At 71.6% G+C, this 23,685-nt stretch carries 23 protein-coding genes; 17 read left to right on the top strand and 6 right to left on the bottom strand.

What is annotated here, in order from left to right; genetic code table 11:
* Nucleotides 1-25: 25 nt before the first annotated feature.
* The 6 genes from B072_RS0105395 (at nucleotide 26) to B072_RS0105370 (ending at nucleotide 7,380) form a co-directional block, all read left to right on the top strand.
* Nucleotides 26-1,162, top strand: coding sequence for a substrate-binding domain-containing protein (locus B072_RS0105395; RefSeq protein WP_018528914.1), 1,137 nt, complete (start codon nucleotides 26-28; stop codon nucleotides 1,160-1,162).
* A gap of 103 nt (nucleotides 1,163-1,265) precedes the next feature.
* A complete protein-coding gene (locus B072_RS0105390) occupies nucleotides 1,266-2,618 on the top strand; it encodes an ABC transporter substrate-binding protein (RefSeq protein ID WP_026245477.1) in 1,353 nt (450 codons plus the stop codon).
* 31 nt (nucleotides 2,619-2,649) lie between these two features.
* The gene (locus tag B072_RS0105385; RefSeq protein WP_018528912.1) at nucleotides 2,650-3,633 is read left to right on the top strand and encodes a carbohydrate ABC transporter permease; all 984 of its coding nucleotides are present in this window, start codon (nucleotides 2,650-2,652) and stop codon (nucleotides 3,631-3,633) included.
* Nucleotides 3,630-4,502 (top strand): carbohydrate ABC transporter permease, encoded by an 873-nt coding sequence (locus tag B072_RS0105380; RefSeq protein WP_018528911.1) that lies wholly within the window; start codon nucleotides 3,630-3,632, stop codon nucleotides 4,500-4,502. The genes B072_RS0105385 and B072_RS0105380 overlap by 4 nt, the downstream gene beginning before the upstream one ends.
* A gap of 23 nt (nucleotides 4,503-4,525) precedes the next feature.
* Nucleotides 4,526-5,506 (top strand): hydroxyacid dehydrogenase, encoded by a 981-nt coding sequence (locus tag B072_RS0105375; protein WP_051127107.1) that lies wholly within the window; start codon nucleotides 4,526-4,528, stop codon nucleotides 5,504-5,506.
* Nucleotides 5,503-7,380 (top strand): DUF2264 domain-containing protein, encoded by a 1,878-nt coding sequence (locus B072_RS0105370; protein WP_018528909.1) that lies wholly within the window; start codon nucleotides 5,503-5,505, stop codon nucleotides 7,378-7,380. Before B072_RS0105375 ends, B072_RS0105370 begins: the two co-directional genes overlap by 4 nt.
* Here B072_RS0105370 and B072_RS0105365 read toward each other — a convergent pair.
* Together B072_RS0105365 and B072_RS0105360 are read right to left on the bottom strand one after the other, a co-directional pair.
* Nucleotides 7,368-7,967: a TetR family transcriptional regulator gene (locus B072_RS0105365; protein ID WP_018528908.1), complete on the bottom strand. Its 600-nt coding sequence runs from the start codon at nucleotides 7,965-7,967 to the stop codon at nucleotides 7,368-7,370. The two genes, B072_RS0105370 and B072_RS0105365, sit on opposite strands and share 13 nt — an antisense overlap.
* Before the next feature lie 4 nt (nucleotides 7,968-7,971).
* Nucleotides 7,972-9,447: an MFS transporter gene (locus B072_RS0105360; protein ID WP_018528907.1), complete on the bottom strand. Its 1,476-nt coding sequence runs from the start codon at nucleotides 9,445-9,447 to the stop codon at nucleotides 7,972-7,974.
* A gap of 169 nt (nucleotides 9,448-9,616) precedes the next feature.
* On the opposite strand from B072_RS0105360, the gene B072_RS0105355 reads away from it, so the two are divergent.
* Nucleotides 9,617-10,555, top strand: a complete 939-nt coding sequence (locus tag B072_RS0105355) for a Gfo/Idh/MocA family protein (protein WP_018528906.1) — start codon at nucleotides 9,617-9,619, stop codon at nucleotides 10,553-10,555.
* On the opposite strand, the gene B072_RS0105350 is transcribed toward B072_RS0105355, so the two are convergent.
* Nucleotides 10,523-11,458 carry a phosphotransferase family protein gene (locus tag B072_RS0105350; protein WP_026245476.1) on the bottom strand — a complete coding sequence of 312 codons (936 nt, stop codon included), beginning with the start codon at nucleotides 11,456-11,458 and terminating at the stop codon, nucleotides 10,523-10,525. The two genes, B072_RS0105355 and B072_RS0105350, sit on opposite strands and share 33 nt — an antisense overlap.
* An 89-nt stretch (nucleotides 11,459-11,547) precedes the next feature.
* Here B072_RS0105350 and B072_RS0105345 point away from each other — a divergent pair, with 89 nt between their 5' ends.
* The 6 genes from B072_RS0105345 to B072_RS0105320 all read left to right on the top strand — a co-directional run bounded on the left by B072_RS0105345 (nucleotide 11,548) and on the right by B072_RS0105320 (nucleotide 17,923).
* Complete coding sequence (locus B072_RS0105345; protein ID WP_018528904.1) at nucleotides 11,548-12,741, top strand: DUF4032 domain-containing protein; 1,194 nt, start codon at nucleotides 11,548-11,550, stop codon at nucleotides 12,739-12,741.
* A gap of 447 nt (nucleotides 12,742-13,188) precedes the next feature.
* On the top strand, nucleotides 13,189-14,010 hold the full coding sequence (locus B072_RS0105340; RefSeq protein WP_018528903.1) for a helix-turn-helix domain-containing protein: 822 nt from the start codon (nucleotides 13,189-13,191) through the stop codon (nucleotides 14,008-14,010).
* A 90-nt stretch (nucleotides 14,011-14,100) separates the two neighbouring features.
* On the top strand, nucleotides 14,101-15,141 hold the full coding sequence (locus tag B072_RS0105335; protein ID WP_026245475.1) for a polyketide synthase: 1,041 nt from the start codon (nucleotides 14,101-14,103) through the stop codon (nucleotides 15,139-15,141).
* Between the two features lie 68 nt (nucleotides 15,142-15,209).
* On the top strand, nucleotides 15,210-15,872 hold the full coding sequence (locus B072_RS0105330) for a TetR/AcrR family transcriptional regulator (RefSeq protein WP_018528901.1): 663 nt from the start codon (nucleotides 15,210-15,212) through the stop codon (nucleotides 15,870-15,872).
* Between the two features lie 8 nt (nucleotides 15,873-15,880).
* Entirely contained in the window at nucleotides 15,881-16,669 is a 789-nt protein-coding gene (locus B072_RS0105325) for an SDR family NAD(P)-dependent oxidoreductase (RefSeq protein ID WP_018528900.1), read from the top strand.
* 159 nt (nucleotides 16,670-16,828) lie between these two features.
* The gene (locus B072_RS0105320) at nucleotides 16,829-17,923 is read left to right on the top strand and encodes an acyltransferase family protein (RefSeq protein ID WP_018528899.1); all 1,095 of its coding nucleotides are present in this window, start codon (nucleotides 16,829-16,831) and stop codon (nucleotides 17,921-17,923) included.
* Here the strand turns inward: B072_RS0105320 and B072_RS0105315 are convergent.
* The gene (locus B072_RS0105315; RefSeq protein ID WP_026245474.1) at nucleotides 17,904-18,611 is read right to left on the bottom strand and encodes a DUF2470 domain-containing protein; all 708 of its coding nucleotides are present in this window, start codon (nucleotides 18,609-18,611) and stop codon (nucleotides 17,904-17,906) included. The genes B072_RS0105320 and B072_RS0105315 overlap by 20 nt on opposite strands.
* A 116-nt stretch (nucleotides 18,612-18,727) precedes the next feature.
* Here B072_RS0105315 and B072_RS0105310 point away from each other — a divergent pair, with 116 nt between their 5' ends.
* The 4 genes from B072_RS0105310 (at nucleotide 18,728) to B072_RS0105295 (ending at nucleotide 21,803) form a co-directional block, all read left to right on the top strand.
* Nucleotides 18,728-20,314 carry an FMN-binding glutamate synthase family protein gene (locus B072_RS0105310; RefSeq protein ID WP_018528897.1) on the top strand — a complete coding sequence of 529 codons (1,587 nt, stop codon included), beginning with the start codon at nucleotides 18,728-18,730 and terminating at the stop codon, nucleotides 20,312-20,314.
* Nucleotides 20,315-20,474: 160 nt separating this feature from the next.
* Nucleotides 20,475-20,762, top strand: a complete 288-nt coding sequence (locus B072_RS0105305; RefSeq protein WP_018528896.1) for a hypothetical protein — start codon at nucleotides 20,475-20,477, stop codon at nucleotides 20,760-20,762.
* A gap of 106 nt (nucleotides 20,763-20,868) precedes the next feature.
* Nucleotides 20,869-21,393 carry a VanZ family protein gene (locus B072_RS42480; protein ID WP_018528895.1) on the top strand — a complete coding sequence of 175 codons (525 nt, stop codon included), beginning with the start codon at nucleotides 20,869-20,871 and terminating at the stop codon, nucleotides 21,391-21,393.
* A 5-nt stretch (nucleotides 21,394-21,398) separates the two neighbouring features.
* On the top strand, nucleotides 21,399-21,803 hold the full coding sequence (locus tag B072_RS0105295) for an ATP-binding protein (RefSeq protein WP_158689154.1): 405 nt from the start codon (nucleotides 21,399-21,401) through the stop codon (nucleotides 21,801-21,803).
* 24 nt (nucleotides 21,804-21,827) lie between these two features.
* Here the strand turns inward: B072_RS0105295 and B072_RS0105290 are convergent, their stop codons facing one another.
* Together B072_RS0105290 and B072_RS0105285 are read right to left on the bottom strand one after the other, a co-directional pair.
* Nucleotides 21,828-22,484, bottom strand: coding sequence for an MBL fold metallo-hydrolase (locus tag B072_RS0105290; RefSeq protein WP_018528893.1), 657 nt, complete (start codon nucleotides 22,482-22,484; stop codon nucleotides 21,828-21,830).
* Complete coding sequence (locus B072_RS0105285) at nucleotides 22,484-23,569, bottom strand: S-(hydroxymethyl)mycothiol dehydrogenase (protein WP_018528892.1); 1,086 nt, start codon at nucleotides 23,567-23,569, stop codon at nucleotides 22,484-22,486. Before B072_RS0105285 ends, B072_RS0105290 begins: the two co-directional genes overlap by 1 nt.
* Between the last annotated feature and the right edge of the window lie 116 nt (nucleotides 23,570-23,685).

Here is a 23,685-nt window from a genome sequence, read left to right as displayed (position 1 = left end):
ATCGGGTTGTGAGGGGGCCATCAGCATGCGCGAACCGGTCGATCTCAGGCGGCAGCGGATCCTCGCCGTGGTGCAGTCGCGCGGCGCGACCCGGGTCAGCGATCTCGCCACCGAGCTCGCGGTGTCGGTGGTGACGCTCCGCCGCGACGTGGAGGAGCTGGCCCGCGAGGGCAAGCTGCGCCGCGGCCACGGCGTCGCGCGCCCCGTCCTGCCCGAGCAGCGACAGGCCGCGGCGCCGCCGGAGCCGATGCCGGACGGCGGCCCGGTCGCGGTGGTCGTGCCCGAGCGGCACGCGTACCTGTACGAGATGCTGCACGGCGCAAGGACCACGTTCGAGGAGGCCGGGATCCGGATCGGCCTGCACATCGCGCCGCCCGTCTCCGGGGCCGAACAGCCCATCGTGGAGCGGGCGTTGGCGGACGGTGCGCGCGGGCTGCTGATCGCCCCGCGCTGGCGCAGCCGCGCCACGGAGGAGGCCGACTACGCGTGGCTGGCGCGCCTGGACGTGCCGGCCGTCGTGATGGAGCGCAGGCCCCGGCGCGGCAGCGCGCTGCACGCCATGGACACGGTGTGCACGGACCACTGGTACGGCATCCATCTCGCCCTCGACCACCTCACGGGCCTCGGTCACCGGCGCATCGTGCTCGCCGCGCGCGACGACAGCCCGACGGCCCGCGCGCTGCGTTCCGCGTTCGCCGAGGTCGCCGCCGCCCATCCGGACATCGACGCCTGGGCGGTCGCCCTCAGCTCGCCCGGGGCGGCTGCCGACCCCGCCACCGAGCACGCCGAGCAGCCCGTCGAACTCCCCTCGCTGCTGGCCGAGTTGGGGGCGACCGCGGCGATCCTGCACGGTGACGTGGACGCGCTGATGCTCGTACAGAGTCTGCGTGACAACGGGGTGCGCGTCCCGGAGGACTGTTCGGCGGTCGCGTACGACGACGTGGTGGCCGGACTCGGCACCACGCCCCTGACAGCCGTCTCGCCGCCCAAGGCGGAGATCGGCCGGGCGGCGGCCGAACTGCTGTTGCGGCGCCTGGAGCGGGGGGACACGTCGGGACCGGCGCGGCGCCTGGAACTGCTGCCGGCGCTGAACGTGCGCGGCTCCACCCAGCAGGCATCGCCCGCCCCGTCGACCCCGGCCTCAACTCACATTCCGCAGTGAGCGTTTGACCGTTTCATTTTCTTCTGATCGATCTATTGACCGCGACCGCTCAGCCGATCAGTATTCCCGTGACTCGAACACGCAGGAGCCGCGGGAGGCGCCCATGCCTGGTCGACAGAGCCGTCGATCCATGCTCGCCGCGATCACCGCGCTGCCGCTGACGGGCGCACTGAGCGCCTGCAGCGGATCCGACAGCGCGTCATCGCAGAGCAGCAGCAGGACCAGCAGCAAAGGCAGCAGAGGCACGACCACCATCACGTTCTGGTCCGCGTTGCGCGGCAGCCAGGAGGTGGTGGACGAGTTCAACAAGACCCACGACCACATCCAGGTCAACTTCGAGCAGATACCCTCCGGCAATGCCGGCGGCTATCTCAAGCTGAGCAACGCCGCGCGGGCGGGAAACGCCCCCGACGTCGCCACCATCGAGTACCCCCAGGTGCCCGGCTTCGCGATCGACGGCGTCACCCGTGACATCACCTCGATGATCAGCGACGACCTGCGCAAGAAGCTCCTGCCGCAGGCGCTCGGCCTGACCACCTTCGAGGGGCGCACCTACAGCGTGCCGCTCGACGTCGAACCGATGGTGCTGCACTACCGCAAGGACCTGTTCGACAAGTACGGCTTCGAGGTGCCCACCACCTGGGACGCGTACGCGGACCTGGCCCGTGCCGTGCGCCGCACCGGCGGAAACCGCAAGGTGTGCATCTTCGCCCTCGACATCGGCCTCTACTCCGGGCTCTGCTGGCAGGCCGGCGCGCAGTGGTTCGACACGTCGAAGGGCGCCTGGAACGTCTCGCTGGCCGACGCACCCACTCGGCGCGTGTCCCAGTACTGGCAGCGCCTCCTCGACGAGGACCTCGTCTACGCCAACAACCCCAACAGCCGCGCCAACGACGCCCAGATCGGCAACGGCCTGGTGCTGACCCGGCACAGCGGCGCCTGGGACGCGGGCGCACAGATGAACGCCCGTCCCGAGCAGAAGGGCCTGTGGCGCATCGCCCCGCAGCCGCAGTGGGACCCGGACCGGCCCTCCCTCGGCACCAACGGCGGCTCGACGTTCGCCGTGACGAAGGACAGCAGGAACCCCGAGGCCGCCATGGAGTTCATCGAGTGGCAGGTCTCCAGCCCCGACGCGCTCAAGGCCCGTCTCTCCAGCGGCGCCAGCAGCCAGTACCCGGCGGTCTCCGAGCTGATCGAGGTCGGCCGGGCCGCCTTCGACCGTGACTACTACGGCGGCCAGGACATCTACCCGCTGTTCGAGCAGGAGGCCCACAAGATCCGGGACGGCTGGGTGTGGGGCCCGCGGATGACCGCGACCGGCCAGGTCATGCAGGACGCCTTCACCCGCGCCGCGGCCGGCTCCGGCACGCTCGAGTCCTCGATGCGCGCCACCCAGGACGGCACGATGCCCGACCTGAAGGCGCTCGGCCTCGACACCACCCAGCACACCACGTGACCGCCCGCACCCCGAAAGGCAGGTGACTCCCATGACCGCGACCACCCATTCCCCCGCGACGGCCACCGCGACCGTACGCGACCAGGAGACCTCCGGACGCACGTCCCGGCGTGCGGCGGGCCGCCGCCGCGGCGGCGCCGCGGGCGTCCTGATGGCCCCGTTCTTCCTCCTCCTCGTCCTCGTCTTCCTGATCCCGGTCGGCACCGCGGTGTGGCTGAGCTTCTTCAGCGACGACCAGCCGGGCCTCGGCTTCGGCCCGGAGCGCACGGTCTTCGTGGGCCTGCGCAGTTACGCCGCCGTGCTCACCGACCCCTCGTTCCTCTCCGGGCTCGGCACGGTCGGCCTCTACTGCCTGATCTACATCCCGCTGATGGTGATCGGCTCGCTGGTGCTCGCGCTGCTGCTCGACTCGGGTGTCGTCAAGCTGCGCTCCTGGGCCCAGCTGGGACTGTTCCTGCCGCACGCGGTGCCCGGCATCATCGGCGCGCTGATCTGGCTGTACCTGTACACGCCGGGACTCAGCCCGATCATCGACCTGTTCGCGAAGGCCGACATCACCGTCGACTTCCTGGGCCTGCACACCACGATCCCGTCGATCGTGAACATCGCGCTGTGGTCGAACATCGGCTACAACATGGTCGTCTTCTACGCGGCCCTGCAGGCGGTCCCCCGTGAGGTCCTGGAGGCGTCGGTCGTCGACGGCGCGGGGCCGGTGCGCACCGCGCTTCAGGTGAAGGCGCCGCTGGTGCGCTCCTCGATCGTGATGGTCGCGATGTTCACCCTGATCTGGGCGCTGCAGCTGTTCACCGAACCGGCGCTGCTGCACCAGTCGTCGGCGATGGTCGGTGCCCGGTTCTCGCCGAGCATGTACATCTACGACGCCGCGTTCAGCCGCAACAACTACTCGCTGGCGGCCGCCGCCTCGGTGATCCTCCTGATCCTCACCATCGGCGTCTCCTACGGCGTCACCCGCTGGACCAACCGTGTCGACTCCGCCGAGGAGAACGCCCGATGACCACTGCCGAGCTGAGCAAGTCGACGCTGCTGCGCCCCAGGCTCCTGGGCCGCACGACCGTCAACGCCGTGGTCGCGATCTCCGTGCTCTACACGATGCTGCCGGCGCTGTGGCTGGTCCTCGCCTCGACGAAGTCCCGTGACGCGCTCTTCCAGAGCAACATCCTGTCCTTCAGCGACTTCTCCCTGGTCCAGAACCTCAAGGACCTGTTCGCGATGGACGGCGGCCTCTACAGCCGCTGGTACGGCAACAGTCTGCTGTACGCGGTCCTCGGCGCGGCGATCGGCTCGATGATCAGCGTGGCCTGCGGGTACGCCTTCGACAAGTACCACTTCCGGCACAAGGAGAAGCTCTTCGGGCTCGTCCTCGCCGCGGTGATGGTGCCGCAGACGGTGCTCGCGCTGCCGCTGTACCTGATCGCGTCGGAGACCGGCGTCGTGAACACCTTCTGGTCGGTGTTCATCCCGGTCCTGTTCAACCCGTTCGGCGTGTATCTGGGGCGCATCTTCGCCCAGGGATATGTGCCGAACGAGGTCCTGGAGGCGGCCCGCGTCGACGGCGCCGGGGAGCTGACGACGTACGCGCGCGTGTCGCTGCGGATGCTCACCCCTGGCCTGATCACGGTCTTCCTCTTCCAGCTCACCACGATCTGGAACAACTTCTTCCTGCCGATGGTGATGCTGTCCAACCAGAAGCTCTACCCAGTGAGCCTGGGTCTGTTCCAGTGGAACAGCCAGGCGACCGTCTCTCCCGAGTACTACCCGGTGGTGATCATGGGCTCGCTCCTCGCGGTGCTCCCCCTCGTCCTCGCGTTCATCCTCCTCCAGCGGTTCTGGAAGGCCGGCCTGACGGCGGGGTCGGTCAAGTGACCCTCCCCCGCGTGGCGCTGGCCATGTCCCCCCATGCCGCGGCGGCAGTCTTCTCGCCGCGGTCCCTGGCCGCGCTCACCGAGGTCTGCGACCTGGCGCCCCTGCCGACCCTGGACGACCTGACGACCGAACGGGCGAAGGAGGTCCTCGCCGACGTCGAGGTCCTCGTCACCGGCTGGGGGTGCCCGAAGCTCGACGAGGACGTCCTCGCGGCGGCGCCCCGGCTCAGGGCGGTCGTGCACGCGGCCGGTTCGGTGCGCGGGCACGTCACCGACGCCTGCTGGGAGCGGGGCATCGCGGTGTCGTCGGCGGCCGCGGCGAACGCACTGCCGGTCGCCGAGTACACCCTCGCGATGATCCTGCTGTACGGGAAGAGCGTCCTGGAGCGCGCCCATGACTTCGGCCGCACCCGCGAGCGCGGCAACTGGCTGCTCACCACGGGCGAGGTGGGCAACTACCGGCGCACGGTGGGCCTTCTCTCCGCGTCGCTGGTCGGCCGCCGCGTCATCGAGCTCCTGAAGCCGTTCGACTTCGAGGTGCTCCTGCACGATCCGTACGTCTCCGAGGCCGAGGCCGCCGCGCTGGGGGTGGAGTGGGTGAAGCTGCCCGAACTCTTCGCCCGCGCCGACGTGTTGAGCGTGCACACGCCACTGTTGCCGGCCACCCGCGGGCTCGTGAGTCGCGCGCTGATCGACTCCCTGCGCCCGGGGGCGACCCTGATCAACACGGCGCGCGGCGCCGTCGTCGACCAGGACGCGCTGACCGACGCGGTGTGCGCGGGCCGCGTCCGGGCCGTCCTCGACGTGACGGTCCCCGAGGTGCTGCCCGCCGACCACCCGCTGTGGGAGTGCCCGGACGCACTCATCACCCCGCACCTCGCCGGTTCCCAGGGCAACGAATGGGAGCGGCTGGCCGACACGGCCGTCGGCGAGGTGGCCCGGTGGGCCGCGGGCGACGGTTTCGCCCATCCGGTACGACGCGAAAGGCTGGCGTTCCTCGCATGACGATCCCGTTCGAAATGCCTGACGAAAACCGGGAGTTGAGCCCGTACACCGGGTACACCCGCGCCCATTGGGAGGCCGTCGCCGACGGGCTTCTCGGTGCCGCCTGGCGCTGGGCGTCACCCGAGGGCGCCTTCCTGGACCTGCCGGGCCGGCCCTCCGGTTCCGGGGTCCGCTCGGACGGGCTCGAAGGGTACGCGCGGACGTTCCTGGCGGCCGGTTTCCGGGTCGCGGGCGCCGACGGCAAGGACCCGCACGGCCTGCTGGAGCGGTACGCGGGGGGTCTGACCGCGGGCACCCGCACGCCGGGCCGGGACGATGCCGAGTCGTGGCCGCTGATCCTCGACCACCACGTGCAGGGCCAGCCGATGGTGGAGTCCGCGTCCGTGGCGCTCGGCCTGAAACTGACCCGGCCCTGGCTGTGGGACCGGCTCGACGGCGACGTACAGGACCGGGCGGAGAAGTGGCTGCGTGGCGCGATCAACCACACGCCGGCGCCGAACAACTGGTACCTGTTCCCCTTCATGGTGGCGTCCTTCCTGGAGGAGGTCGGCCGCGGCGACGCGGCGACGACCCGCGCCATGGACCGCGCGCTCGAGCTGATGGAGACCTGGTACCGGGGCGACGGCTGGTACGCGGACGGCGACGGCCGCGCCTTCGACCACTACAACGGCTGGGCGCTGCACCTGTACCCGATGCTGCACGCACACCTGTCGGGCGACACGGCGCTGTCGGCCCGCTTCGGCCCGCGCCTGCGTGAGCACCTGGAGGGCTTCTCCCTGCTCTTCGGCGGCGACGGGGCGCCGGTCCACTTCGGGCGCTCGCTCTCCTACCGCTTCGCCGCGTCGGCGGCGGTCGGGGTCGGCGCGGTCACCGGTCACACACCGCTGTCGCCGGGGGCTTCGCGCCGTCTCATCAGCGGGAATCTGCGCTACTTCCTGGAGCGCGGCGCGATCACGGGCGACGGGCTGCTGAGCCTCGGCTGGCACGGCCCGCACGAGGCCACGCTGCAGAACTACTCGGGCCCGGCCTCTCCGTACTGGGCGTCGAAGGGCTTCGTGGCGCTGCTCGCCCCGGAGGGCGACCCGTTGTGGACGGCCCCCGAGGAGCCGGCGCCGAGCGAGGGCCCCGACCGGGTCCTCGCGCTGCCCGCGCCGGGCCTGCTCGTGCAGTCGACGCGGGCGGACGGGATCGTGCGCCTGCACAATCACGGCAGTGACCATGTCAGGCCGCACGAGGGCGAGTTCGCGGCGCAGGACGACGCGCACTACGGCCGTCAGGCGTACTCCACGCACACCGGCCCGACCGCGCTCACGAACGTCTCCGACAACCACCTGTCCGTCGAGGTCGGCGGCGCCGGAAGCGTGCGGCGCCGCATTCATCCGCTCGGCGCCGGGCACGGCGACGGGTGGGGCTGGGCGGCGTCCTGGCACCGGCCCGTGTTCACGTCGGGGCCGCCGATGGTGCCGGGCCTGCGCGTGGAGAGCGTCACCGTGGCGCGCGGCGCGCGAGAGCTGCGCGTACACCGGGTCGTGGGGGCGCCGCACGGGGCCCGGGTGTCGCTCACCGGGTGGGCGACCGAAGCGCTGAGCTCGGAGCTGGTCGGACTCCACGGCTGGGCGGAGCGCGACGAGGTCCGGGCACCTCAGGGGACCGCGTACGAGGCGTGGGTGCGGGTGCCGCGCCTTTCGGCCGATGTCGAGGGGACGGCGGTGTTCGTGGCGCTGGCCTCGCTGGGGGCGACCGAGCCGGAGGTGCCGCTCGTCGACGCCGTCACCGAAGTCGTCGCCACCGAGGGCGAGTTGAAGGTGACGTGGGCCGACGGCTTCGAGTCCGTCGTGGTCTTCGGGGAGCCCCTGCGCGTTCAGTGCGGCTGAGCCGGGGCTGATCGCGCCCCTTCGGCGATCAGTTGTGCCTGAACCGCGGGGGCGTAGCGCTCCACGACATCCTCCGTGTCCGCGGCCCGCACCTGCGAGCCGCGGGCGATGCCGTACATGACGCCGAGGCCCAGCAGCATGGAGACGGCGAGTTCCGCGCGCAGAACGGCGTCAGCGCCGGACAGGCGTGCCGCCAGGCGTTCGCTGACCTGGGTGCGGAAGTTGGCGCGCAGGATGTCGCCCTGTTCGCCGTGGAGCGGGGCGAAGACGATGCGCAGGATCGGGTCGGCGCCGCGCTCGGCCTGGCCGGTCACCACGGAGCGCACCATGTGCCGGCCCAGGTCCTCCAGCGGCGCGTCGAGCAGGGCGTCCACGTCGGCCTCGAAGTTCATGACGCCCGCGAACAGGGCGTCCTTGTTGCCGAAGTACTTGAGGATCAGCGGCGGGCTGACTCCGGCCCGTTCCGCGACGGCCTTGAGCGTGATGTCGCCGTGCGCGTGCCGGGCCAGCAGGTACCGGGCGGCCTTCACGATGGCGGCCTTGCTCGCCTCGGCGTCGCGCCGGACGGCGGGCTGCGCCGTGGTCATCGCCTCATGCTCCCTTCGCCGTGGCCACCGGGGCCACCGCACCCGCTGCGACGCTCTCCCCCGCCCGGTCGGACGGCACGGCGAGCGCGACGGCGGCAGCCACCAGTGCGACCGTACCCGCCATCGTGAAGGCGAGCTGATAGCCGTGCAACGTGGGTACGGCCACCCCGCCCACACGGGCGGTGTGGTGGACCAGGATCGCCGCGACGGCGGCGCTGGAGACGGACTGCCCGATGGTGCGCATCAGGACGTTGACGCCGTTCGCGGAGGCCGTCGCGCCGGACGGGACGGCGCGCAGGATCAGCGTGGGCAGCGCGGAGTACGCGAGGGTCGTACCGGTCGAGACGACGGCGGCGCCGACCAGGATCACCCACAGGTCGGTGCTGTCGACGATGCGGATCGCGTAGCCGAGGGCGAGGACGACGCCGCCGATGGCGAGGGTGATGCGCGGGCCGCGGGCCGCCGAGATGCGGGCCGACACCGGTGAGAAGAGCAGCATGATGACGCCGCTGGGCAGCATGCACAGGCCGGTCGCGACGATGGACAGACCGAGGCCGTAGCCCGTCTCCACCGGGGCCTGCACGAGCTGTGCGGTGACGAGGGAATTGGCGTAGAACGCGAATCCGGTGATCAGTGCCGCGACGTGCGGCAGACCGACCCTGCGGCCGACGGCGAGCCGCAGGTCCACCAAGGGGCTCGCGGCCCGCAGTTGCTGCCACGACCACAGGGCGAGAACCAGGACGGCGCCCGCGAACAGGCCGACGACGCGGGCACTGCCCCAGCCCCACTGCCCGCCCTGCGAGACGCCGAGCAGCAGGCAGACGAGTCCGGTGGCGAGGCCGATCGTGCCGAGGACGTCGAAGCGTCCGGGGTTGCGCACGGGCGATTCGCGCACCGCCCACCAGGCGGCGGCGAGGCCGAGGGCGCCGAGCGCGGCGGTCGCCCAGAACATCACGTGCCAGTTGGCGTACTGGACGATGAGCGCGGCGAGCGGGAGTCCGAGCCCCGCGCCGATGCCGACCGTCGAACTCATCAGGGCGACGGCGGAGCCGGTGCGGTGGGGCGGGAGTTCGTCGCGCAGGATGCTGATCGACAGCGGTACGACAGCCGCCGCGGCGCCCTGGAGCGCGCGGGCGGCGATGAGGACGCGGATGTCCGAGGTCAGCGCGCACAGCACGGAGCCGCCGGTCATCAGGGCCAGCGCGATGAGCAGGACGCGCCGCTTGCCGTACATGTCGCCGGCCCGGCCGAGCACGGGGGTCAGGACGGCGCCCGCGAGCAGGGTGGCGGTGACCATCCAGGAGACGGCGGCGGGGGACGCGCCGGTCAGCCGGGGCAGGTCGGGCAGGAGCGGGACGACGACGGTCTGCATGACGGCCATGAGGATGCCGCCGAAGGCGAGGACCGGGATGGTGAGCCGTTCGCGCAGCCGCGGCGGTGCGGTCTCTTCGGGCAGCGTCGGTATCGGGACGTGGTCCATGGGTCTCCTGCGGGGTGCGCGGGCTCGGCACGGAGGGTGCGGCGCCGGGCGGACGGTTCGGGTGAATGCCCATTCACCCGGTAGGTGAATCAGTATTCACCAAGGGCCGCCCGACTGTCGCCGCCCCTGCCCCGCGCGGTCCCGGCGCCGCCGGGTGATACTGCCGACCATGACCTCGACGGACAGCCTTCGCTTCGGACTTGTCGGCACAGGACCCTGGGCGCGGCGGACCTACGCCCCGACCCTGCGGCACCACAAGCACACGGAACTCGTCGGCGTCTGGGGGCGCCGCCCGCAGGCGGCCGCCGAACTCGCGGCCACGCACGCGACGACGGCGTACGACGGCCCCGGCGGTCTCGACGCGCTGTTCGCGGCGTGCGACGCGGTGGCGTTCGCCGTGCCCCCGGACGTCCAGGCGCCGCTCGCAGCAAGGGCCGCCGCCGCGGGCTGCCACCTGCTGCTCGACAAGCCGCTCGCGACGGAGCCGGTGGCGGCGCGCGCGGTGGTCGAGGCCGTCGATGCCGCCGGGGTGGCCTCCGTGGTGTTCTGCACGATGCGCTACGCGCCCGCCTCGGCGGCCTGGATCGCCGAACAGGCCGCCGTGGACGGCTGGTTCACGGGTCGCGCCGACTGGTACGGAGCGTTGTACACGCCCGGCGACGACGCGGACGTCCGGGCCACGACGCCGTGGCGGGCGGAGCGGGGCGCCTTGTGGGACGTGGGCCCGCACGCCCTGTCGGTGCTGCTGCCGGTCCTCGGGGACGTGACGTCGGTGACGGCCGGGCGCGGCGCCGGCGACACCGTGCACCTGCTGCTGCGGCACGACTCCGGCGCGTCGAGCACGGCGACGCTGAGCCTGACCACTCCCCCGGACGCGGCCGGTGTCGCCGTCGAACTGCGGGGAACGGCAGGGGTGTCGACGCTGCCGACGGGCCGCGGAGACGCGCAGGAGTCCCTGGCCGCCGCGGTCGACGTACTCCTGGAATCGGCGCGCACGGGGACCCCGGCCCCGTGCGACGCGCGGTTCGGCCTGCGTCTCACGGAGATCCTGTCGGCGGCCGAACGGTCCCTCCCGTCAGCCGGCGCCGAACCAGGCCTCGGCGAGTGACGCGAAGTCCGTCACACCGGCGGGCGGCGGCAGCTCCCGCAGGTACCAGGGGAGATTGCTGTACACGTGCAGGAGTGTGTACGCCATCGCGGTACGCGGGTCGACGGTGCGGCCGTACGCCTTCGCGAAGCGCGCCATGAGCCGCGGGTCGGCGCGCGTCACGAACAGTCCGACGCCCACGAAGTCGTAGTCCGCGTCACCGGCCATCGCGGGTTCGAAGTCGAGCAGCCCGCTCAGCCGGGTCCGGCCCGCGCCGTCGGAGGCGACGAGCAGGTGCTGGCGCATGAACTCCGTGTGCAGCAGCACCTGTGGGGATCTCCGCACCGGGGTCGCCGCGTCGAGGAACCCGTCGATCAGCGCGCACCACCGCTCATCGAGACCGCGCTCGCGCTGCCGCCGAACGGCCCCGGCGCGCTGCGCGGCGACGAAGGCACCCCAGTCGGCGGGCCCCAGATCACCGGCGAGCGGCTCCGGATCGAGGGCGTGCAGCGCGGCGAGCGCCCGGCCCGCCGCGTCGACGATGCGGTCCTGCTCGGCGGTCGACAGGTCGGGCCAGGCGACGGCGAGATCCCGCCCGGGAAGCCGGGACATGAGGACGTACCACCAGCCGTCCTCATACGTCCCCGAGGCCAGCAACTCCGGTGTCTCCACGGGCAGTTGCCCGTTCAGGTGGCCGAGCACCCGGGCCTCGCGCACCCCGTCGTCGGCCGCCTGGGCGGGAAAGAGCTTGAGCACGTGCGCGTCGCCGACCGCGTACACCGGCTGGCTGCCCTCGGTGAACCGCACCGGTTCGGCTCCGGGCAACCCGAGTCTGCCGCACAGGTCGAGCACGCCGGGCCGCAGCAGGGCGTCGTCCGGCACCACCCGGTTCCAGGCTTCGTCGGTGTCCACGCGAGGCAGCATGATCGGCAGCGTAGGTCCGGCGCCGCACCACCGCCATCGCTTAGAACACCGCGCCCCGCCTGCCTCGGCCGGCCGCATACGCTGTGCCCATGCCGCTCGAGATCAGCGCCACCAACCCCGAGCACCCGGTGCTCCTGCTCGCCCTGCCCTGGCACATCCCCTTGGAGGAGTGGCCCGAGGAGCACTTGGTGCCGCTGCCGCGCGGCATCTCCCGGCACGTGGTGCGCTACGCGCGCGCCGGTGACGAGGTCGTCGCCGTGAAGGAGCTCGCCGAGCGTCCGGCGCTGCGCGAGTACGAGATGCTGCGCGTCCTGGACCGGATCGGCATACCCGCGGTGGACCCCCTGGCCGTCGTCACCGGCCGCGAACAACCGGACGGCTCGCCGCTCGAACCGGTCCTGATCACCCGGCACCTGGGCGGTTCGCAGCCGTACCGCTCGATGTTCGAGACGACGATGCGCCCGTCCACGGTCCACCGCCTGATGGACGCCCTCGCCGTGCTCCTGGTCCGCCTGCACCTCGCCGGTTTCGCATGGGGCGACTGCTCGCTGTCCAACACCCTGTTCCGCCGCGACGCGGGCGCGTTCGCCGCGTACCTCGTGGACGCCGAGACGGGCGAGCTGCACCCGAAGCTCAGCCAGGGCCAGCGGGAGTACGACATCGAGCTGGCCCGCGTGAACATCAGCGGCGAGATGCTGGACCTGGAGGCGTCGGGCGCGCTGCACCCCTCCATCGACCCGATCGAGTTCGGTACGGAGATCGAGCAGCGCTACACCAACCTGTGGAGCGAGCTGACCCGCACCTCGGTGTACCCGGCGGGCAAGCACCACTACATGGAGCGCCGCATCCGGCGCCTGAACGACCTCGGTTTCGACGTGGCCGAGATGCAGATCTCCCGCTCCCCGCGCGGCGACGAGGTCACGTTCGTCCCCAAGGTCGTCGACGCGGGCCACCATCAGCGTCAACTCCTGCGCCTGACCGGACTGGACGCGGAGGAGAACCAGGCGCGGCGTCTCCTCAACGACCTGGAGAGCTGGATGGCCACCCAGGACGACGCCCCCGGCGCCCGCCCCGAGGTCCTGGCGCACCGCTGGGTGCGTGACGTGTTCCGGCCGACGGTCCGGGCGGTGCGCGACCGTGTCCCCACCCCCATGGACGCGGCGGAGCTGTACCACGAGCTCCTGGAACACCGCTGGTACCTGTCCGAGCGCGCGCAGCACGACATCGGCCTCGACGCGGCGGCGGAGGACTACGTGCGCGGGGTCCTCAAGACGGAGGAGTGACAGCCGGGGTGTCACGGCTGAGGGGCGCAGACCGGGCGCGGCCGGTGCCGTGGCCGCTACGTAATGGCGAGTGACGGCACCGACCGCAGCCAGTGACCTCCGGTACCGGTGACGAAGAGCGCGAGACGTGCGTCATGCAACGCATTTTCCGGCCACATCCAACTAAATACGTGGCCCGGTCCAGCTCACTCTTCCTCAATCGGCCCAGAGGCTCGTGGGTTACCCTCCACCGGGAAATTTCGGCCATTTTCGATCGACCCGACACAGGTGCCGCTTCGCCGTGCGCATGTACGCACGGACGATGAAACCGCCAGGTGGTAAGCCCCGCGCACTCCATCATGACGGACCGTCTGATCGTTTTCTTCGGGCAATGTTTATTACCAAAGGTGATGGGAGTATTTAGACTGCTGACGCTCAACTCGGCGTGTACGAAGAGGGATTACCCACATGAACAAGAAGGCGCTCCGCGCCCTGCTCCGTGAACGGCGCGCCCTCATAGCCCCCGAGTCCCACGGCTTCAGCCGCCCCACGGGCCAGGGCAGGCGCGCCCCCGGCCTCTCCCAGCACCAGGTCGACCAACTCCTGCACCGGACGCTCGGCACGTATCACCGGCTGGAGTCGGGGAGTTACCCGAATCCGCCCGCAGAGCTGCTCCGCGACGTGGCCCGCCTGTTCGGGCTGAACGAGCAGGAGTGGGTACTGCTGTGCCGGTACGCGCTCCTGCAGGATCCGCCGGGCCCGCTGTACCTGTCGTCGGGCAAGGAGATCCCCGGCGTATGGCAGGAGGCAGTCGACGGGATCAACCACATCGCCTACGTGTCCGACGCCTCCTGGGACCTGCTCGCCTGCAACGGAGCCTTCGTCGAGCTCTTTCCGGACCTCCGGCCCCCGCAGAACACGATGCGCTGGATGGTTCTCGACCCGCACGCGCGCTACATGCTCATGGACTGGTCCACCGCATGGGCCCCTCTGCTGCTCCCCCAACTGCGGTCGGCCCTCGCCGCGCGGCCCGACGACGACACGCTGCGGCAGATCGAGAAGGAAGTGCTCGCCGACCCGGAGGCGGCGCCGATCTACGAGGCAGGCGGCTCGGTCATCCACCCCGACGGTGACGAACGCCCTCTGCGGCACGCACGGCTGGGACCCGGCTGGGCCACCATGTGCGCCGCCCAGCCCCTCACCACTCCGGGCTCACGCCTGATGATCCTCGTGTTCCACCCCGGCGTGAAACGCGCACACCCTCGCAGGCCCGCTCTGCAGGCAGGCTGACCTTCGTCCGGCCCTTCAACAGCCATTTTCGGTGACGTAGGTTGAACTGGCCCCCCACACCCACCCCTTGAGCCTCGTGGGAGCCACCACATGCCTGCTTACGTCTCCATGCCTCGGACCACCCTGGGCGCCCACAAGGTGACCACCGACGAGATAGCGGACGACATACGCACCCATCACCAGGGCCACCCACGACTCGCCGCGGCCGTACGCGCCGTGCTCGGATGCGGCGTCCGGGCCAGGTATTTCACCCGTCCTCTCGCGTCGCCGACCGTGGCCGGGGACGCGGGGATCGCGGAGCGCGCCACAACCGCCTTCGCCGACGCCGCCCAACTCGCCCAGCACGCAGCCGAGTCGGCACTGCGGGCGGCGGGACTCGACGCCCGCGACATCGACGCGATCGTCACCACGCACTCCACCGGCTGGGCCGCGCCCAATCTCGACGTCCACCTGATCAACGCCCTCGGCCTTCGCCCCACCACCCGCCGCATCGCCCAGACCACGCTCGCGTGCACAGGTGGCACCAAGTCGCTCGCCGCCGCGGGGGACATACTGGCCGCCCGCCCCGGCAGCAAGGTGCTGGTGGTCGCCGCCGAGGTCATCTCCGCCGTGTACCACCACAACGACACCGGCATCGACTCGATGATCTACAAAGCTCTGTTCGGCGACTCGGCGGGCGCCGTCGTCGTCACCGACGAGCCCCTCGGCCCGGGCTTCGCGTTCGAGGACTCCTTCGAGCACACCCTGCCCGGCAGCGCGGGCCACCTGGCAGGCCGGATCACCGAGGACGGTCTGCACTTCGACGCCACGAAGGCTGGGCGTGCCGCCTCGGCCCAGGTGATCCCCGACCTCCGAGCATGGCTGGGCGACCGGCACACCGACTTCGCCCTGATCCACCCGGGCAGTCCCCGCATCATCACGGACACCGTGGACCTGCTCGGCCTCGCCGCCCCCGACGCCCGGCACTCGACGGACACCCTCGCCGAAGAGGGAAACCTCGGCGGAGTCAGCGTGCTTCGCGTGCTCGAGCGGACCCACGCGGAGCCCCCGGCCCCGGGCGCCCGCGGCACGATGGTCGCCTACGGGCCCGGATTCACGACGGCCGCCCTGCACGGGCACTGGCACGGCTGAACCCTTCCGAGAAATGTCCCACCGAGACTCATGTCCCATCGGGACACAACAGGTGTACTCTCGAAGGCATGAAGGCGAACGAGCCCACCCGGCCCACCGCGGACCGGCGGCAGATCAAGGCACGGCGCACCCGTGAGGCGCTCGCCGAGGCGGCCGTCGCGCTGGTGCTCGAGAAGGGCCTCGCGGACGTGACCGTGGAGGCGATCGCCGAGCGCGCCGACGTCACGCGCCGCACCTTCAGCCGGCACTTCTCCGGCAAGGAGGACGCGGCGCTCGACTTCACCCGCACCGACGGCGACCGGATCAACGCCGCGCTGCGCGAGCGCCCCGCCGACGAGCCCCCGCTGCTCGCCTACCGCGGGGCCGTCGCCGAGTGGCTCTCCGACCGGGAGACATCCAGCTGGCACCACCGGCCGGAACAGCGCCTGCTGTACGCCGCCGTGGACCGCGAGCCCGCCCTGTTCGCCGCGTACGAACGCATCCGGGTCGACGCCCAGGACGAGTCCGTGCGCATCATCGCCGACCGGCTCGGCACCGACCCCGCCCGGGACCTGCGCCCCGAGGTCGTGGTCGGGGCCGCCGCCGGCGTGCTGACCGCGGCCCTGCGCACCTGGGCGCGCGGCGGCACGGACGCCGAAGACCTCGCCGAGCTGGTGGCGCGGGCCTACGACGCCCTCATCGGGGAGGCCGCCCGATCGGCGGCGACCTCCGACACCGCAATCAGAGAGTGACACGCACCATGAGCACCACCCCCGTCGCCCCCGTGACCGACTACGCAGCCGAGTTCGCCGGGAAGACCGCCCTCGTCACCGGTTCCGCCTCCGGCATCGGTCTGGCGACCGCCCGCCGTCTGGGCCGCGGCGGCGCGAACGTCGTCATCGCCGACTTCAACGAGCAGGGCGCCAAGGAGGCCGCCGAGACCCTCGTCTCCGAGGGCATCAAGGCCGCCGCCGTCGCCCTCGACGTGACGAAGCCCGCCTCCGTCGAGGCCGCCGTCCAGTTCGCCGTCGACACGTTCGGCGGGCTCGACCTCGCCGTGAACAACGCCGGTATCGGCGGTCCCAGCACGCCCACGGGCGCGTACGACATCGACGCGTACGACCGTGTGATCCGCACGAACCTCGACGGCGTCTTCTACTCGATGCGCTACGAGCTGCCCGTCATCGAGGCCGCGGCCACGGGTGGCGCGATCGTGAACGTCGCCTCGATCCTCGGCTCGGTCGGCTTCGCGGGATCGCCCGCCTATGTCGCCGCGAAGCACGGTGTCGTGGGCCTGACGAAGACCGCCGCGGCGGAGTACTCGGCCAAGGGCATCCGCGTCAACGCGGTCGGCCCGGGCTTCATCGACACGCCGCTGCTCAAGGAGATGGACAAGGCCGCCTACGACGGGCTCGTCTCGCTGCACCCGGCGGGCCGCCTCGGCCAGTCCGAGGAGGTCGCGGAGCTGATCGTGTTCCTGCTCTCCGACCGCGCCTCGTTCATCGCGGGCAGCTACCACCTGGTCGACGGCGCCTACACGGCCGTCTGATCCCGCGGAGTCACAGACTCCCCCACGCCAGGCCCCCGGCGACGCTCCCCCCGTGTCGCCGGGGGCCTGCGGTGTTTGTGTCGCGTGCCCGAGTCATGGAACGGTCGTCGTGGGTCAGGCGGTACCTGACGCACGTACGAGAAGGGGCGCGGCGGCAGGATGCGACAGCAGGCGGCACAGGCCACCACGGGCGGCGGGGGCAAGGCGCGCGAGGCGTACTTCGACAACGTGAAGTACCTGACGATCGTGCTCGTCGCCTGCGGGCACGCCTGGGAACCGCTGACCTACGGATCCCGCGCGGTCACCGCGGTGTATCTCACCGTCTACGCCTTCCACATGCCGGCGTTCGCCCTGGTGTCGGGGTACTTCTCGCGCAGTTTCGACATGGCGCCCGGGCGGCTGAAGCGGCTGCTGACCGGTGTGGTGGTGCCGTACGTCGTCTTCGAGGTGGCGTACACGCTCTTCTACCGCTGGGCGCAGGACGATCCGGGCTATCCGATCAGCCTGCTGGATCCCTGGTACCTGATGTGGTTCCTGGCCGCGCTGTTCATCTGGCGGCTCACCACGCCGCTGTGGCTCCAGCTGCGCCACCCCGTGCCGGTCGCGCTGGCCGTGGGCACGGCCGTGTCGATGTGGCCGGGCGCGGGCGGCGACCTGGCGCTCCAACGGGTGCTGCAGTTCCTGCCGTTCTTCGTGGTCGGTCTGGTGGCCCGGCCCGAGCACTTCTCGTGGCTGCGCAGGTGGCGGATCCGGCTGGCGGCGGTGCCGGTCGTGCTCGGGGCCGTGGTGGCCGCGTACGCGGTGGCGCCCTGGTTCGACGCGGGCTGGTTCTACCACCGCGGCAGTGTGGTGGGGCGCGGTGTGCCCGCGTGGGAGGGGCTGTGGGCGACGCCCGCCCTGTTCGTCCTCGCGCTGGTGCTCACGGCGTGCTTCCTGGCGTGGGTGCCGGGGCGCACCCTGTGGTTCACGGCGCTCGGCACCGGGACCGTCTACGCGTACCTGCTGCACGGCTTCGTCATCAAGGCCTCCCGGTTCGGGGACTGGTACGACCACGCGTGGCTGCACGGCCCGGCGGGTGAGCTGGCGGTCACGGCCGCCGCCGTCACCCTGATCACACTGCTGTGCACGCATCCGGTACGACGCGTGTTCCGCTACGTCGTCGAGCCGCGGATGGAGTGGGCGTTCCGCAGGCCGAAGCAGGCGCGCGGGCCCGAGGCGACGCGCCGTGAGCCGATCACCTCCGGCGGCGGGTGACCGCCTGCGCCGACGCGAGCAGGCAGTGCATGCGCTCGGTGAGGGAGGCCAGGTCGTCGGCGGGGCTGTGGAACGGGATGCGCACGTCGGCCTGACCGCGGGCGCGCTCCAGACGCAGCGTCAGACCGTGCCGGTCGACGGCGAGGGGCTGGACCCGGACGACGCCGTGCAGACTGTCGGGCGCGATGAGCAGGGTGAGCTGCTCGACGGCCTCGGGGTGCGCCTCGGCGAGATGGGTGAGCAGGCGGGGCTCGGCGAGGGCCAGCGGGTCGGGCGCGGTCGCGGCGAGTTCGTCGAGGTCGACGCAGATCCGTTCGGTACGGGTCTGCAGCACGGCCCGCTCGGGGCGCAGCACCAGTTCCGTGCCTCCCGGGCCGTCCGGGACGAGTTCGCCCGAGAGCCAGACCCGGGCCCGCACGCGATCACGTACCGGGACGGGCGCGACGTCGGCGAACTCCAGGAGCGTCGTGGGCCGTCCGTGCGGCGCGCACAGCACGGCCGCGGCGAGCACGCTCTCGGCGGGCGGACTGATCCGTACCGTTCCGTCCTCGGCGGCGACGCGGTGCGCGCCGACGAGGTCGTCCTGCCCCACATCGGTGGTGACACCGCACGTCCACGCGGCGGCGAGCACGGACCGCGCGCGGGCCGCCGTGGTGGGCACAGCGGTAGCGATCTGTCGGACACCCATCCCGAACCTCCATTAGGTAAGCCTCACCTAACTTAGCGGAGATCGTCGTCGAGGGTCCACCCCACGGCCCTGTGTCGGCGCACCTCGTTCGGCACGTCGTGCGTTTGACTCGATCCGTGCGCCGTTTCCTCGTGTTCTTCCTCGTAGTCGTCGGTGCGGCCGGGGCCTTCGCCCTGTCGCTGCTCGTCTCGCCGTGGTGGTGGTGCGCGGCCCTGCCGCTGCTCGCCCTCACCGCTCTCGGCGTGTGGGATCTGTGCCAGACGGGCCACTCGATCCTGCGCAACTATCCGCTCCTCGGGCATCTGCGCTTCCTCATGGAGGAGCTGCGCCCCGAGATGCAGCAGTACTTCATCGAGCGCAACTACGACGGCCGGCCCTACGACCGGGACGTGCGCGACATCGTCTACGAGCGGGCGAAGTACGAGGAGAACCGGTCGGCCGAGGAGCCGTTCGGCACCGAGCGGGACGTGTACGAGCTGGGTTACGAGTTCCTGGTGCCGTCGATGCGCCCGGTGGACCCGCCCAAACAGCCGCCGACGGTACGGATCGGCGGACCCGACTGCACGCGCCCGTACGACATGGCCCTCCTGAACGTCTCGGCGATGAGCTTCGGCGCCCTGTCGGCGCCCGCGATCCGCGCGCTCAACAAGGGCGCGGCGCTGGGCGGCTTCGCACACGACACCGGTGAGGGCGGCCTGTCCGAGCACCATCTCGCGTACGGCGGCGACCTGGTGTGGGAGCTCGGCACGGGCTATTTCGGGTGCCGCACCGACGACGGCGGCTTCGACCGGGCGGAGTTCGCCGAGAAGGCGGCGCGCGAGCAGGTGAAGTGCGTGTCGGTGAAGCTGTCGCAGGGCGCGAAGCCGGGCATCGGCGGGGTCCTGCCGGGCGGGAAGGTGAACGCGGAGATCGCGCGCGTACGGGACGTACCCGAGGGCGAGACCGTCGTGTCGCCGCCGTACCACCGCGAGTTCGACACGCCACGCCAACTGGTGCTTTTCCTCGCCGAGTTGCGGGAACTCGCGGGCGGCAAGCCGGTCGGGTTCAAGTTGTGCGTGGGCTCGCGGGCGCAGTTCCTCGGGGTGTGCAAGGCGATGCTCGCGGAGGGTGTGACGCCGGACTTCGTGATCGTGGACGGGGCGGAGGGCGGCACGGGCGCGGCGCCGCTGGAGTTCGCCGACCACCTCGGCATGCCGCTCACCGAAAGCCTGATCACGGTGCACAACGCGCTCGTCGGCAGTGGTCTGCGCGACCGCGTCCGGGTCGGCGCGAGCGGGAAGGTCGCCACCGGCGCCGACATCGTCAAACGCCTCGCGCAGGGCGCGGACTTCACGAACGCGGCCCGCGCCATGATGTTCGCGGTCGGCTGCATCCAGGCGCAGCGCTGCCACACCAACACCTGTCCGGTCGGCGTGGCCACTCAGGACCCGGGCCGCGCAAGGGCGTTGGACGTGCCGGAGAAGGCGGTGCGGGTCCACCACTACCAGAGCGCCACCGTGCGCAGCGCCGGGCAGATCATGGCGGCGATGGGGGTGCGCGATCCGCGCGAGCTGGGCCCGCACCTGCTGGTGCGGCGCACCGCGCCCCATACGCTGCTCCCCTACGCGGCGCTCCACGACTGGCTGGAGCCGGGACAGTTGACCGCCGGTCCGCCCGAGTCGTGGGCCGTGGACTGGGCGGCCGCGGACCCCGACCGGTTCTGACGTCGCGCTGCGCTGCGGGGTCGTCGGTTCGGTTCGGGTTCCCGGGTTGTCATGTCGCGTTCTGGCGTCGCGCGCCACCCGCATGCGCCAACTCCACGCGAACGGGGGGCGAATATGCCATCCGCCCACGCCGCGTGAACCGGAACGGCATCATGCCGCCATGGACGGTACCGCGCTCCTGCGGGAGCTCTTCACGCCCGACGAGTACGACGCGGTCAGCAGACACGCGGACCACCTGGGCGTGACAGTGATCGAGTACGTTCGCCGCACGGCCGCCGAACGGGCCCTGGAGCGGCTGCACTTGGCCGAGGCCGGCGAGGCCCCGGCAGTGCACCTCGGCAAGGTGTCGATACCGCAGGTGGAGCGGGCCCGGTGCGGTGACGGCTCCTCGTCGCCGGCCTTCGAGCGGTTCCTCGACACGCTCGCCCATCCGACCGAAAGCGGGTGACGCGCCTGATCGCGCGGGATGCGGGCAACCGACGTACATGACCTCGGTGACGACAGAACGCAGCGAACAACGCACGAGCCGATGGTGGCGGGCTGGCCTGCGGGCGGTGATCGCGCTCGTGGCGTTCCTCGCCCTGGTGGCGTTCTCCGCCGTGCTCGCCCGGCTCACTCTCACCCCCTCCCCTTCCTCCAACGGGATCGCGGGGTCGAATCTGCGGCCGGGAGCGAGCCTGCGGCAGTACGCGGACTCGTACACCTTCCTGGCCGCCTGCAAGCAGATCGGCGGAAATCTCCTCCTCGGCGCACCCTTCGGGCTGCTGCTGCCCGTGCTGGTGGCGCGCCGGATGCGGATGGTGCGGGTGCTGCTGCTCACGGCGGTGGTCATGGTGCTGGTGGAGCTGGCGCAGGGCGCGCTGGTGGAGGGCCGGGCCTTCGACGTGGACGACGTCATCCTCAACACCGCGGGCGCTCTCATCGCCTACGTCCTGGTCGGGCGGCGCATCGGGCACCGCTACCACTCCTTGGCGGACCCGCCGCAGGGATCCCGCTTGGGGATCAAGTTCCGTGGGAAGGGGCTTCGGTACCGAAGCAAGGCCCACGCAGTCCAGAGGGAATCAAAAGAAGGGGAGTGATCGTCATGCGTGCGCTCAGGGACGCCGAACGGCGTGCCGCACGCGTGGAGTACCTCATGCCGCAGGGCGCCGGAGCACCCCGGCTGGCCCGGCGCCTGACCCGGTCGTTCCTGGCCGGGCGGACCGACGGCACCGCGGCCGACGCGGAGCTGGTGGTCTCGGAGCTGGTCACGAACGCCAACAAGGCGTCCGGCGGCCGCTGCCGTATGAGCCTGCGCCTCAACGACGCGGGTGAACTGACGGTGGCCGTCCACGACGACGGGCCGGGGCTGCCCCGCCTCAAGCCCGCGTCGCAGTCGGCCGAGTCGGGCCGCGGCATCGCCCTGGTACACGCGCTGGCGAACCAATGGAGCGTCGAGCCGCATCCACGCGGCGGCAAGACGGTGCGGGCGGTACTCGCACCCTGCTGAGCACCGCCCGCCGCGACCGTCGCCTCAGTGGCCTCGTGCGATCCAGTCCTCGAGGTCAGGCGCCTCCGCCCCGATCGTCGTGCTGTCACCGTGTCCGGTGCGCACGACGGTCTCGGGCGGCAGGGTGAGCAGTCGCCCGCGGATCGACTCGACGATCGTCGGGAAGTCGCTGAACGTACGGCCCGTGGCACCGGGCCCGCCCTTGAAGAGGGTGTCGCCGGTGAAGACGGTGCCGAGTCCCGGCGCGTACAGGCTGACCGCGCCGTGGCAGTGGCCCGGCGTGTGCAGCACGGTCAACTCCACGCCCGCGACGGTGAGTCGCTGCCCGTCGGCGAGGTCGGCGTCGGGCGCGCGGTCCGGGTGGGTGAGCTTCCACAGGTCGGTGTCGGCGGGGTGCAGCAGGATCGGCGCGCCGGTCCGCTCGGCCAGGGCGGGCGCGGCGTCGATGTGGTCGTCGTGGGCGTGCGTGCACACGATCGCGACGAGCCTCCGGTCGCCGACGGCCGCGGCGATGGCGTCGGCGTCGTGGGCGGCGTCGATGACGACGGCCTCCTGATCGTCGCCGACGATCCATACGTTGTTGTCGACGTCCCAGGTGCCACCGTCCAGGGAGAAGGTCCCTGAGGTGACGAGGTGCTCGACCCGTGCGCCGTTCCCGGCGCCCTGGTTCTCGGCGGTCATCAGAACATCACCACCGAGCGCAGCACGTCGCCGTGGTGCATCCGCTCGAACGCCTTCTCCACCTCGTCGAGCGCGATGGTCTCGGTGACGAACGCGTCGAGGTCGAGGCGGCCCTGCCTGTACAGGTCGATGAGCATCGGGAAGTCGCGGGAGGGCAGGCAGTCCCCGTACCAGGACGACTTGAGCGCGCCACCGCGTCCGAAGACGTCGAGCAGCGGCAGATCGAGCCGCATCTCGGGCGTCGGCACTCCGACGAGGACCACCGTGCCGGCCAGGTCCCTCGCGTAGAAGGCCTGCTCGTACGTCTCCGGGCGGCCGACCGCCTCGATGACGACGTCGGCGCCGAAGCCACCGGTGAGCTGGCGCACGGCCTCGACCGGGTCGGTGGCGCGGGAGTTGACGGTGTGGGTGGCGCCGAGCGCGCGGGCCGTCTCCAGCTTCTTGTCGTCGATGTCGACGGCGATGACCTTCGCGGCGCCGGCGAGCCGGGCGCCGACGACCGACGCGTTGCCCACGCCGCCGCAGCCGATGACGGCGACGGAGTCACCGCGGCCGACCGCGCCGGTGTTGATGGCGGCGCCGATGCCGGCCATCACGCCGCAGCCGAGGAGTCCGGCCGCGGCCGGGGAGGCGGCCGGGTCGACCTTGGTGCACTGCCCGGCGGCGACCAGCGTCTTCTCCGCGAAGGCGCCGATGCCGAGCGCGGGGCTGAGCTCGGTGCCGTCGGCCAGGGTCATCTTCTGCTTGGCGTTGTGCGTGTTGAAGCAGTACTGGGGCCGCCCGCGCAGACAGGCTCGACACTGGCCGCACACGGCACGCCAGTTGAGGATGACGAAGTCACCGGGCGCGACCTCGCTCACGCCCTCGCCGACGGATTCGACCACACCGGCGGCCTCGTGCCCGAGCAGGAACGGGAACTCGTCGTTGATCCCGCCCTCCCGATAGTGCAGATCCGTGTGGCAGACCCCGCACGCCTGGACCTTCACCACGGCCTCGCCCGGACCGGGATCCGGCACGATGATCGTCTCGATCGTCACCGGAGCGCCCTTCGCCCGTGCGATCACGCCCTGCACCTGCTGTGCCATGACGGTCAGCCCTCTTTCATTCCGCGGTTCCTGCACGTCCTGTTACGTCCCCCATCCTCACCCATGATCACGATGCGGCACAGATCCGGGGCGGGGGCACGACTGTTCCGGGGTGG

It is taken from the genome of Streptomyces sp. HmicA12, assembly GCF_000373565.1.
In the GTDB taxonomy this organism is placed as follows: Bacteria; Actinomycetota; Actinomycetes; order Streptomycetales; family Streptomycetaceae; genus Streptomyces.
Note: the sequence above shows the minus strand (reverse complement) of the source record. Positions and strands in the feature narration are given on the sequence as shown.